This window comes from Parabacteroides sp. AF17-28, from assembly GCF_003479205.1.
Classification (GTDB): domain Bacteria; phylum Bacteroidota; class Bacteroidia; order Bacteroidales; family Tannerellaceae; genus Parabacteroides; species Parabacteroides acidifaciens.
The window spans coordinates 79,175-91,780 of the sequence record NZ_QUGV01000022.1; the positions used below are offsets into that span (position 1 = coordinate 79,175).

The following is a 12,606-nucleotide window of genomic DNA, read 5'->3' on the forward strand; positions in this document are numbered from 1 at the left end:
TGGATTATTTGTTTTGTCACCAAAAGCAACTTTTTATTAACAGAAAGTTGCTTTTTGCGTATTAATCCGTATCTTGCAGACACTAATACGATCTAATCAAATTTGTTATGCAAGAACTGAATAATATACTTTCCCTTATCGATTCCCACTTTGGCGGTTCGCAATGGTTTGTTTTTCTTCTGTTGGGAACCGGTCTGTTTTTTACGGTTTATCTGAGATTCCCGCAGGTCCGTTTTTTCCGGCATGCCCTAAAGGTTGTCAGCGGGAAATACGACAACAAGCACGATATAGGCGATACATCGCACTTCCAGGCCTTGTCGACCGCTTTGTCCGGTACGGTTGGGACCGGTAATATTGCAGGTGTCGCCCTGGCGATCCATTTGGGAGGTCCGTCGGCTTTGTTCTGGATGTTGATGACAGCTTTTTTAGGTATGACGACAAAGATGGTGGAAGTGACGCTTTCCCATAAATACAGGGAGCAAACGGAAGACGGGACGATTTCGGGAGGACCGATGTATTATATGAAGCATCGCCTGCATATGCCTTGGCTGGCAGCCTTGTTTGCCGTGGCTACGATTTTCTCTTCGTTCGGAACAGGATGCCTGCCCCAGATAAACAGTATTTCCAACGCGATGTTTTCCTCTTTTGGAATCCGGCATTATATTACGGGCGCTATTCTTGCTGTTTTGCTGGCATTGATCGTGATCGGAGGGATCAAGCGTATTGCGCTGGTTTCGGAAAGGTTGATTCCTTTTATGTCGGTTCTGTATATAATGGGAGCAGTCAGTGTGTTGGCTTATAATTATGATAATATTTTGCCGGCTTTTGGCGCTGTGTTCGGTAATATATTCAGCGGGACAGCCGCTTCCGGAGGCTTTTTGGGGGCTACGGTCGTCTGGGCTTTTAACCGGGGAGTAAACCGGGGATTGTTCTCCAACGAGGCGGGGCAGGGGTCGGCGCCTATCGCCCATGCAGCCGCCAAAGCCGAAGAACCTGTGTCGGAAGGAATGGTTGCCTTACTGGAGCCGTTTATCGATACGATCGTTATTTGTTTGATAACCGGATTAGTCCTGATTTCGTCGGGGGCCTGGATGGAGAAATATGATAACCAATTCCAGCAGGCGGATACTGTTGTCCTGTCCGGGACTTATCAGGAAAAGATACCGGAGCAGAAAGCGCTTGTCTCCGGACATATCCTCGGCAAACAACCGTTGCCGCTTTTCACCGGTACGTTGCAAGTGGAAGACGGTAAGATTCTGACAACCGGAATCACGATTCTCCATGCCCGCTCTTTTGCCGAGGATGTGCGGGTGAAGTCCGGCAAAGAATCCTATACGGGAAGTTTAGCCGTGCAGAACGGAAATGTGGCGTTACCCGTACTGAAAGATAAGCAGGTGTACCTGACCGGAAAATCCCTGCTTCATTCGGCTCCTCTTTCTACAGAAGCCTTTAAGAAAGGTTTTTTGGGTGACTGGGGGCAATATATCATTCCTTTCTCCCTGTTATTGTTCGCTTTTACAACGGCTGTCGCCTGGTCTTATTATGGTGACCGGGCTGTCACGTATTTGTGGGGAAGTAAATATGTCCGTGCCTATCATATTATCTATGTGGCCGGCTTTTTCTTAGCCTCCTTCACTGATACGACTATCGTCTGGGCCTTTTCAGGTGTGACGGTTGCCCTGATGACACTGCCTAATCTGATCGGTATCCTGATCCTGCATAAGGAGGTGAAAAACTCTGTCGATTCGTATTGGAAGAGGGTCCGGGGAAAATAGTAATCCGTAATTCAGTCTCATAGTAATGGTTTCGGCAAATCATAACTATGATCTGCCAAAACCATACTGATGACTGTTGTCTGTCAATGTTTGGATTTGTCCGACAGGCGTTTCTCCAGCAATCGCATATAATAGCCGCCTACAACCGAACGGGCCTGGAAGCCGCGTTGTGTTCCGTCGGAGGTGTAATGCCAGTCGCTTAGCGGGACACGTGAAGTTGTTTCGTTGGCATATTGCCATACCGGGAGCATAAGCGTTTCAAAATCGCTTTCATTGCCGGTCAGACAGGCACTCCAGAGAATCCAGTCCGATTTGGTATAATCTTCACGGTTATCCAACGGTAACCCATATTTGTTTTGTTTGGTCTTGTAATAGGCCATTTCCGTCTCTGCAACTTCGGTCGGGAAGATATTCAGATCTAACAGGCGGTCCCAAACCAGATTATACTTCTGGCTCCAGGTTCCGGACTTGTCGAATGTCAACTTGTAGTGGTCGCCGTCTTTTGCCATTGCAACCCATTTCCCTGCCATCTCGCGTGCAGCCGAGAGGTAGGATTCGGCAATCTCTTTCTTGCCTAACATCTCCGCCATCTTGCCATAGCCGGCTACTCCCATGATGGCTTTGATAGACAGGTTGGCATTGTGGGCGAAGTGGCCGGCAAAGTCGTCCGTACAGAGTTGGTTCTCCGGATCGAGCCCTTCTTTCTTCAGGTAATCGGCCCAGATTGTCAGTACATCCCAATGTTTGGCCGCATAGTCGGCATTTCCTTCGATTGTGGCAATGGCAGTTGCCAGGATCAGCATATTGCCGGATTCCTCGACCGGCATATCGCCGCCATACGTCTGTCCGTTAGCCTGCGGATAGGTACCGACATCGTGCGCCGGGAACGGTTTGTTCCATTTGCCGCTTTCGCTATAGTAGAAGATGGGGTTCATCATGCCTTTCAGCAGTTCCGGATTGTAGCACAAGAACATGGGAGCTGACGGATACGTGATGTCAACCGTGCCGATCGATCCGTTGCTGAAGTTCTCTTTTGAGAAGAACAGCAGGTTGCCTTCTTTGTCCGTTACCAGTTTATGGGCTCCGATAGCCTGGCGATAGGCCAGTGCGCAGAGTTCGGCATATTCCTGACCGCTGGTTGCCGCTGTTTCCTGCATCAACTGTGCGTCGAAATCCGTACAACGTTTCATCATCTTGGCATAGTCCTGGTGGCCTTTGGCAAAGGCATCGAAAATATCAACTTGCCCGTCATGTTTCCAATAAGCCATCCGGTTATCGTTGAAATATTGGATCGCATACAAATCGTCGTATCCGATCAGCAGATGCCCCGAAACAGTCTGGTTATCGACTGTGCCTAAGTTGTCGGAGTATGCTAAAACTGTCATCTGCTTTTCCATATCCGAAGAGACATTGTCGGCGTTGCCCGATAGTTTCCCGACAGACATGAATGCTTTCTTTGCGGCGTAATATTCATCGATAGCGACTGTTACATCCGGAGACTGCGGGGCTGAGAGATAGAAATATCCCCAGTCGATGCGTTGGTCGTCGCCTTTCTTTCCTAATATATCCTGGTCGACAGAGCCTGTTTTCAGGTAGACATATCCGTCTTTTTCAATCTTTTCGAAAGAAACCGGCTGGTCGATTGTGTTGACAGCCCATTGAGGCGTTGCTTCTAAATATAACTGTACGTCGTGAGCTTTGCCGTTCAGTGAACGGGCCTGGTAGGTGATGTAGTTATATGGAGCCGTCATGGCGTCGAGGTCGTCCATCAGCATCGGAGCCGTGAAGATCAGATCCAGTTCGACCGGACCGCATTCGAATGTGTAATAGGTTTGGGTCGGCATGACGGTTACCGATTTCTGGACCGCCTTGTTGTCGAACGTATCCCCCCGTTTCACCTTTTTCATGATACCCATATCTACATATGCACCGCCGCCATTGTTGCGGCAATGGGCGGCCAGGATATTTCCGGTCGGTTTCAGCGCGTTTGCAATATCCTGCGGGATCTCTTTCAACAAGTCGTAATCCAGGCCATTGCCCGTTGCGGCAACCTGTTGGCCGTTTACATACAGTTCGATATTGTCATCGTGGGAGTATTGGAGGAAGAGGGATTCTTTCGCTGTTCCTTCCGGCCAGTCGAACGAACGGCGTACCCAGATATCGCCGTCTTGCCACGGTGTGGAACGGTAAGGATTGTCTTCGGTTCCAAACGCGGCCTTACCCGTTTTCCATCCTTTTGTGTCGTAATCGGGAGTCATCCATTCCCCTTTGGGCTGGCTGAACGTATAGGTGGCATCCCAAAGGCCGGAGGCTGCCGTGCCGACAACCGGAGTGACCTCGACTTTGTCTACACCCATGAAACGGTACGAAACACCGTCTACGCGCAAGCTTCCTAACAGCGGGAAGTTGCGTCCGGTCCAGTGGCGCACGCTTTCTTCATTCAGTCGGTCGGCAAATGACCAGGCGCTGGTGTACGGGTCGATAGTCACCAACGGGGTCGCCGGTGCACGCAATTCATTTTTTGCAGCAGGAGCATATGCCTCACTCGTTGTGCGGGTGTTCGATGAACAAGCACTCAGCAGAGTGGCACAGACTGACAGCAATGCAATTTGTCTTTTCATTTTTGTTTTTATTTTTATAGATGATAGTATAATAATCTGCTTAGGTTGCCCGAAATTAGAGATAAAAAACGAGAGTAAGAAGCTATTTGTCTATGTCACTGTATGATTGCACGATTTTTGAAAGCATTTGCATGATTTTTGAAAACTTTTGTTCGGCTTTCCTTCGTTCTCAAAAGGCATAATTGGGATGTAACTGTCTTTTAATAAAATCGAAATAACTTTTTTTGTGCTTCTGCTGTATGCGTATATGAGGGATAACCCCTACATTTGCCGATTGCAGCAAGGCTGTAGCGAGAGGGGATAAGAATAGTTGATAAATTTGGCTTTTACAGGCGAAAATAGATGAAGCATTTTACGAATATTTTACGTTGGTTATCTGTACAGAAACACTTATATATCTTGTTTGGATTGTTGTTTATCGTCCCGAATTGTGTTTTCCTGTTTACAGAGCCATTGCCGGTTTCAGTCGGGATTGCTTCCATTATCATGCCGTTGGCATTCTGGATGGGAGTTTTGTTGCTGGCACGCAAACCGGGGATAGTGGTTTGGTGCTTGCTGCCGAAGATTATACTGGATGGAGGGCAGTTGGTCTTATTATACCTTTTTGGCGAATCCGTCATTGCGGTGGATATGTTTTTGAACCTGACGAGTTCGAATGCCTCCGAAGCCAGCGAATTATTGGGGAATATCTTCCTTATCATAATCTGTGTGTTTTTCTTTTATACACTTCCCACGCTGTGGCTGGCTACGCGTTCGGTCCGGTTGAAGGACCGGCTGACAAACGTGTTTCGCCGGAAATGGGCGTTGAGAAGCCTGGCGTTGTTTCTGATCGGAGTCGCTCTTTGTTTCCTGTCTCCTCTGCAACATCATCGTTTCTCGCTGAAAGATGATGTTTATCCGGTTAATGCGCTTTATAACCTGTATTTTGCGATTACCAAATCGGAAAAGAATGCTAACTATCATATTACTTCCGCCGATTTCCGATTCGATTCTATCCGCAAAGCCCATCCGGAAGGTAAGCGGGAAATCTACGTATTGGTAGTGGGAGAGACGTCACGCGCCATGGAGTGGAGCCTGTATGGCTACGAACGCAATACGACTCCCCGGATGAAACAGCTCGACGGACTTGTCCATTTTACGGATGTGGTGACGCAATCCAATAATACGCATAAGAGCGTCCCGATCATCCTTTCCGCAGCCAGCGCCGAGGATTATGGAGTTATCTATGACGAGAAAAGCATTGTTACAGCATTCAAGGAAGCCGGTTTCCGTACGTTAGTCATCGCCAATCAAAAGCTCACAACCTCGATGATTGGGGCTTTTTACCGGGAGGCCGATTCTTTTATCGATATGAGTAGTTTCAATACCGGCTCTTATCTGACTTCTTTATATGATGCCTCGCTTTTGCCTTATTTGGAAAAGGAACTGGATAAGTCGGACGACGATATGTTTGTCGTTCTTCATACATACGGATCGCATTTCAATTATCACGAACGCTATCCGGCCGAGTTCCGCTTCTATACACCTGATAAGGCGGAAGGTATCCGTGCCTCCTATAAGACCGAATTACGCAATGCCTATGACAATTCGATCCATTATACGGACTATGTGCTGGGTGAAATTGTGGATATGTTGAAAAAGAAGGATGCCTGTGCGTCGATGCTTTACTTGAGCGATCATGGGGAAGATATTTTTGACGATTCCCGCGGGCGGTATCTGCATGCTTCGCCGATACCTACTTATTACCAGTTGCATATCCCGTATATAATCTGGTTTTCGGACAATTACCGGGAGCTGTTTCCCGACAAATACTGGACGGCAGTTTCCCATCAGGCTTATCCGGTCAGCACAAACAGCGTGTTCCATACCATGCTGGATATCGCAAACGTGCAGACAGCCGTGTCGGATTCTTCGTTGGCGCTGACCAGCAAGGCTTTCGACATACGCGACCGTATGTTCTTGGGTGATCATGACGAACCGGTTCCTTTCTGGAAAGTCGGGCTGAAAAAGGCCGATTTTGTTATGTTGGACAAATGGAAGATGGCTTATCGTAAAGACTGATGAGTGCACAGAACGGGCATACTACAAGTAAGGTCATACTGGGATACTTGTTATTGATCCTGGTAGCTGTCTGTGCAGTCGTTTATATCTATAATGTCATCGAACAGTTTGCCGATGAAGAAGATCCCAGCAGCAAGTCGAGGGAGAAAGTCTATCTGGTCACGAACACCCTTTCCCTTCTCTACGAAAGTGAGGCGCTCGGACAGGTGATCGGACGTCCGCAAGGTGAGATCAGCCATTTTAACCGTACCTTGAACAAGGCCTTGCAGAATATGGACTCCCTGCGTACATTGGTATCAAATCCGGCATTGCTTCCCAAAATAGATACGATCGACATGCTGATCGAACAGAAACGTTTGAATACCCGCCGATTGTTGGAGACCTGGCAGGAAACGAACGCCGAACATCTGTATGCCCAGAATATTGAAAAAGTAATTGCCCAACAGGATACAGTAGTCCGGCAGGTTGAAATACAGGAGCGTGTGATCATACATCAGGATTCCGTAAAGACTCCCCAACCCCGTAAACCGCGTGGCTTCTTCCGCCGTCTTGCCGATGCTTTCTCTCCGCCAAAGGAAGATTCTGCAGTAGTGGTCAATACAACCCGGCAGATTGTGACGGATACATTGGTGAACGCCTTTAATCCGGCAGATACGATCGTGACAGTTCTGAAAAGCCTGCAGGACAGTGTGGCGGACCAACGCAAGCAGCTTGTCGACCAGTTGTTGGAGCGTGCAGCCAATCTGCGTTATAACAACAGTATTATCACGAGCCGGATCAACCAGATGTTGCGTGATATAGAAGAGGAGGAGATGAACGTTTCGATGGAGCGTGTCGTGAAGAAGCAGGAACTTCTGCGCGAAACGTCCTATCTGATTGCCGGTATCGCTGTCCTGTCTCTGATTATTGTGATTGTCTTTATCATCCTGATTGCGCGCGATATATCCCGGAGCCAGTATTACCGGCAGCAATTAGAGAAAGCCAAACAGTATGCGGAGGATTTGTTGCACAGGCGGGAGAAGCTGATGCTGACCATCAGTCATGATATCCGGGCTCCGCTCTCTTCCATTATCGGCTATATCGAACTGTTGATGCGCCGCCATCCGGATGAGCGCCAGCGTTATTATCTGGAGAATATGACAGGCTCTGCCGACCATATCCTTTCGTTGGTGAACGGCCTGCTGGATTTCCACCGGCTGGAATCCGGACAGATGGAGATACAGAATATACCTTTTAGCGTACGAACGCTTTTCAATGAAATATATGGCAGCTTCCGCCCGATTGCCGAGTCGAAAGGGTTGTCGTTTGTGTTGAACCTGAAAGAAGAGGGGATGGACCGGATTTATTCCGGTGATCCGATACGCCTTCGCCAGGTGGTCAGCAACCTGTTGTCCAATGCGATCAAGTTTACGCATGAAGGGCGTGTGGTTCTGTTGGTTAAGTTTTCTCCGGCCGATAGCCAATTGTCTATTACTGTCAGTGATTCCGGTACGGGAATCCCTGAAGAAGAGCAGGAAAAGATTTTCGGTGAATTTACCCGCCTTTCCAGTACGGAAAAGGAGGAGGGATTCGGTCTCGGACTTTCTATCACCCGCAAACTGATCGAGCTGATGGGAGGGGCGCTTACGCTGAAAAGCGTTTCGGGAAAAGGGAGTGACTTTACGATTGTGATGCCGTTGCAGGAATCGGATGTACAGACATTGCCGGCAGCTTCCGTTCCGGAAGAGGACGAGGCCGAAGCGGAAACGTTTGAAGGACGTGAAATCTATTGCCTGCTGGTCGATGACGATCCGTTGCAGTTGGCGCTGACCGAAGAATTCCTGAAACGCAACCATGTGGAAGTAGCCAGCTGTACAAATCCCTTTACCGTAGTCGACATCCTCCGTAACAGTTCTTTCGATGCCATCATCACCGATATACAAATGCCGGGCATGGACGGTTATGGATTGCTGAGCGCCATCCGTACATCGGGTATCCCCGGAACAGATACGGTGCCGGTAATAGCTCTTTCCGCCAGTGTGGAAAACGAACATACCCATTACTTAGAGGTCGGCTTTACCGGATTCCTGAACAAGCCTTTCACGGCAAAACAATTGATAGCCTTGTTGAATAACCTGTTGCAGGCTAATATACAGGCCGAGACGTCGCCCGAATTCAATTTCGATTCGCTCACCTCCTTTGCCGGAGAAGACAAAGAGGCCTCCGCATCCATTATCCGGACGTTTGCCGAGGAAACGAATAAAAGCATTTCACTCCTGCAGCAGGCATTGGATGCAACAGAACGTGGTCCGGCTGCAAAGATTTCCCATAAATTGATTCCACTTTTCACTATGTTGGGAGCGACTGACCTGGTCGCACAACTGCGGATTCTCGAGAAGAACGACGAAGCTGTGACAGACGATGGCTGGAAGCGGTTATTGTCCGAAGTGATCCGCCAGGCAACAGTAATAGTTAATCAGGCTGTGGAACGCTATCTGTAGAAATATTCCACACTTGTGTCCATAAATTCCCCGTTTATAAAGAGGCTATAATTATCCTTCGTAAAACATTCTATATGATATATCTGTTAGAATAGAAGAGTTTACGAAAAAATATCGTGGACATGACTTTGTTTGGCACGATATTCGCTTCCTCTTTAAGTAAGAAGCGGAAGTGGACGTTTCTACATTTAAACCGTTTAAAGTTATTATGTTCGAGTATTCTATTTAAGTCTGCAAAACAAAAAGAGCGCCTAAAAGGGTGCTTTTTTTGTTTTATATAACATCTTTGCCTACTTTTGCAGCGTGAATTAGCAGTAGTCAATAGCCTGTCAATTCATAATTTATAATTCATAATTCATAATTTACTTTCTTACCATGGAGCACGGACTTTTGGCTAAATCATCTCGTATAGAGGTGGTGGATGCACTTCGCGGTTTTGCCGTTATGGCAATTATGTTACTGCACAACATCGAACATTTTAATTTTTATGATTTTCCAACGCCTTCTTCGGAATTTATGCAGGCCATGGATAAAGGGGTATGGGAAACTCTTTTCTTCCTTTTTTCCGGTAAGGCCTATGCTATCTTTTCCCTGTTGTTCGGTTTTAGTTTTTTTATCCAGTATAACAACCAGGCAAAAAAAGGCAAGGATTTCCGGTTGCGTTTCCTGTGGCGCCTTTTCCTTCTCTTTATTATAGGATGTTTCAACGGGGCGTTTTTCCCGGGAGATATATTGGTGCTTTATGCTATTATAGGCGTGGTGCTGGTGCTGGTCTGCAAATGGAGTGACCGGGCAGTTTTGATAACGGCTATTATTCTGATGCTTCAGCCGCTTGAATTGGGTAAGTTCTTTTATGCAATGATGAACCCCGACTATGTGCCGGCTGCCGGTATCTGGCGTATTCACAGCCAGCGTATGTATCCGTTCCTGTCGCAGCCGGATTTCTGGGCGATGGTCAAATCCAACCTGTGGGACGGCCAGTTGTTCAGCCTTTTGTGGGCATGGGGATACGGACGTTTCTTCCAGACTGCCTCTTTGTTCCTGTTGGGGATGCTGATTGGCCGTAAACAGTTGTTTGTGAATCTGTCCGAACACCGCGTGTTCTGGATGCGGACTTTGGTTATAGGAGCAATCTGTTTTGTCCCGTTGTATTTCATCACAGCCTCCTTGCCGGATATGATTCCCAATAAGGCGATGCTGACCCCGATGAATACCGTAGTCTCTTCTTTCCGCAATTTCTCCTTTATGTGTGTGTTGGTTGCAGGCTTCATATTCCTGTGGCAACAGGTTTCGACGCATAAAGTATTACACGGATTGGTCCCTTACGGAAAGATGAGTTTGACGAACTACCTGACACAATCCATTATCGGCTCATTTGTTTATTTCGGCTACGGTCTGTCCCTGTACGATGACCTATGCACGACTGCCAGCTTCGGAGTGGGCGTCTTGTTGTTTATCCTTCAGTTAGGTTTCTGCCATTGGTGGTTAAGCAGATATAAGCAGGGCCCGTTTGAAGGTGCATGGCGTAGAGCGACATGGATATTTAGTAATTGAAAATTGAAAGTTGAAAATTGAAAATTAGAGTGGCGGTGCTATCTATTTTCAATTTTCAACTTTCAATTTTCAATTATCTCGCTATCTTTGTATATGAAACAAAAAAGAATAATATGCCGTCTATTCTGATTTTAGAAGATGATATAACATTCTCGTTGATGCTGAAAACCTGGCTGGGAAGGAAAGGCTTCGAAGTCAGTTCGGTATCATCGGTTTCGGATGCAAAGAACCGGATAGAGGATGTTTCTTTCGATCTGATCCTGTCGGACCTGCGCTTGCCGGATGGGGATGGGATCGACCTGTTGAAATGGATAAAGGAAAATAATATTTCAATCCCCCTGATTATGATGACCAGCTATGCAGAGATACAAACAGCTGTGCAAGCGATCAAATTAGGGGCATCCGATTATATTGCCAAACCATTGAACCCCGAAGAGCTTTTAGGAAAGATCCGGGATGTGATAAAGACAGGAGGGGAGGAGCTTGTTGCTCCGGCTGCTGAACCTGCCATACGTCCGGCGAAGCGTCCGGAATCTTCAGGTGGTAATAATAGTCAGTATATCGAGGGACAGAGCCAGGCTGCACGCCAGCTTTATGAACACGTACGATTGGTTGCGCCGACGGATATGTCTGTACTGATCACCGGATCGAGCGGGACAGGAAAAGAATATGTCGCCCGCCGTATCCACGAACAGAGCAACCGGAAGAAAGCCCCTTTCATCGCCGTCGATTGCGGAGCTATCCCGAAAGACTTGGCAGCCTCCGAATTTTTCGGTCATGTGAAAGGCTCGTTTACCGGAGCTATCGATAATAAGGAAGGCGCTTTTGTAGCTGCCCAGGGAGGAACGATTTTCCTGGACGAAATTGGAAACTTATCATATGAAGTGCAGGTACAACTTCTTCGTGCCCTGCAGGAGCGTAAAGTGAAACCGATAGGTAGTAACCAGGAGATTGTTATTAATGTCCGTCTCATTTCAGCAACAAATGAGAATCTGCGTGTGGCAATCGATAAAGGCGATTTCCGTGAAGATCTGTATCATCGTATCAATGAGTTTACAGTCCGCATTCCCGATCTGAAAGAGCGAAAAGAAGACCTTTTGCTGTTTGCGAACAGCTTTTTGGACCAGGCGAATATGGAATTGCAGAAAGATATTATCGGCTTTGACAACGACGTGATACGTCTTTTCCAGTCTTATTCATGGCCGGGCAATCTGCGCCAGATGAAGAATGCAATCAAGTATGCAACTTTATTGGCTACCGGCCGTTATATCACCCGGAATGAACTTCCAGAAGAACTGACTGCTGCCCCGGTTTCTACTCCGGTCAATATCCAGCTAAAAAATGAGACGCACGAATGCGAGATGATCAAGCGAGCCCTCCAGGAAGCCGGAAACAACAAAACGAAGGCTGCCCAACTATTGGGAATCGATCGGAAAACACTTTACAATAAATTGAAAGCGTATCATATTGAGGAATAAGAAAACCGACTTATTGTATAAAACTCATTTTTCAGGTTCGAAAGGTCCCTGAATGTGAATAAATATTAATCCCCTTTTTGATGTCCAAAAAGGGGATTTTTTCATTTTTTCGGGTGTTTTTCTCCATTACGACCGTCTTCTTTGCCACCACGACCGTGCTAATGTGTAGTGCACTCGGCACCTCGCGAAGATTAGGACGGTCATAATGGCGATTAGGACGGTCGTAATTGAAAAGAGGACCGTTTTCAAGGCAAAAAAGCCCCTGAATTTCCTTGCGATATTTGGGACGCCGTCCGTTTTGTTTTCAAATATTCGATTCTCCGGGAGTTAAGGTTTATCACATTGTCGGCGTTTCCGTCTTCCGGCAATCAAATTGCACGCTTTTCGAAACGGACTGCGTACCTCATTTCATATGGTGTCAGCCGAAGAGGTTAAAACCGTGAAAAGAGTCAAACAAAAATCGATCAAAATTTCGGATGAAATAGAAAAACGTCCGAAATGGGGGTTATTGTAATTTTGTTTATTTTGTCGACTGTTTATTTGTTCGCCGGTTGTGGAGACTTAACAGTAAAAGTAAGCGATCTCAAAGCACCAATTTTATCTGTATAAAAAGCACCAAATATGCAAAATTCTATTC

Annotated in this window: 6 protein-coding genes; 5 read left to right on the forward strand and 1 reads right to left on the reverse strand. The window is 47.0% G+C overall.

Annotation, left to right across the window (positions count from 1 at the left end; all coding sequences use genetic code 11):
* Nucleotides 1-107: 107 nt before the first annotated feature.
* The gene (locus DWW90_RS15300) at nt 108-1,775 is read left to right on the forward strand and encodes a sodium:alanine symporter family protein (protein WP_122345576.1); all 1,668 of its coding nucleotides are present in this window, start codon (nt 108-110) and stop codon (nt 1,773-1,775) included.
* 83 nt (nt 1,776-1,858) lie between these two features.
* On the opposite strand, the gene DWW90_RS15305 is transcribed toward DWW90_RS15300, so the two are convergent.
* Nucleotides 1,859-4,396, reverse strand: a complete 2,538-nt coding sequence (locus tag DWW90_RS15305; protein ID WP_122345577.1) for a DUF4965 domain-containing protein — start codon at nt 4,394-4,396, stop codon at nt 1,859-1,861.
* Nucleotides 4,397-4,738: 342 nt separating this feature from the next.
* Between DWW90_RS15305 and DWW90_RS15310 the strand changes: the two genes are divergently transcribed.
* The 4 genes from DWW90_RS15310 (at nt 4,739) to DWW90_RS15325 (ending at nt 11,969) form a co-directional block, all read left to right on the forward strand.
* Nucleotides 4,739-6,457: a phosphoethanolamine transferase gene (locus tag DWW90_RS15310; RefSeq protein WP_122345578.1), complete on the forward strand. Its 1,719-nt coding sequence runs from the start codon at nt 4,739-4,741 to the stop codon at nt 6,455-6,457.
* Nucleotides 6,457-8,937, forward strand: a complete 2,481-nt coding sequence (locus DWW90_RS15315) for an ATP-binding protein (protein ID WP_122345579.1) — start codon at nt 6,457-6,459, stop codon at nt 8,935-8,937. The genes DWW90_RS15310 and DWW90_RS15315 overlap by 1 nt, the downstream gene beginning before the upstream one ends.
* 375 nt (nt 8,938-9,312) lie before the next feature.
* The gene (locus DWW90_RS15320; RefSeq protein WP_122345580.1) at nt 9,313-10,491 is read left to right on the forward strand and encodes a DUF418 domain-containing protein; all 1,179 of its coding nucleotides are present in this window, start codon (nt 9,313-9,315) and stop codon (nt 10,489-10,491) included.
* A 113-nt stretch (nt 10,492-10,604) separates the two neighbouring features.
* Complete coding sequence (locus DWW90_RS15325) at nt 10,605-11,969, forward strand: sigma-54 dependent transcriptional regulator (protein WP_122345581.1); 1,365 nt, start codon at nt 10,605-10,607, stop codon at nt 11,967-11,969.
* Nucleotides 11,970-12,606: the final 637 nt, after the last annotated feature.

What these genes read in the sequence shown, in the direction of transcription:
- DWW90_RS15305 (WP_122345577.1), bottom strand. Translation starts at nt 4,396, where the DNA reads ATGAAAAGACAAATTGCATTGCTGTCAGTCTGTGCCACTCTGCTGAGT.
- DWW90_RS15310 (WP_122345578.1), top strand. Translation starts at nt 4,739, where the DNA reads ATGAAGCATTTTACGAATATTTTACGTTGGTTATCTGTACAGAAACAC.
- DWW90_RS15315 (WP_122345579.1), top strand. Translation starts at nt 6,457, where the DNA reads ATGAGTGCACAGAACGGGCATACTACAAGTAAGGTCATACTGGGATAC.
- DWW90_RS15320 (WP_122345580.1), top strand. Translation starts at nt 9,313, where the DNA reads ATGGAGCACGGACTTTTGGCTAAATCATCTCGTATAGAGGTGGTGGAT.
- DWW90_RS15300 (WP_122345576.1), top strand. Translation starts at nt 108, where the DNA reads ATGCAAGAACTGAATAATATACTTTCCCTTATCGATTCCCACTTTGGC.
- DWW90_RS15325 (WP_122345581.1), top strand. Translation starts at nt 10,605, where the DNA reads ATGCCGTCTATTCTGATTTTAGAAGATGATATAACATTCTCGTTGATG.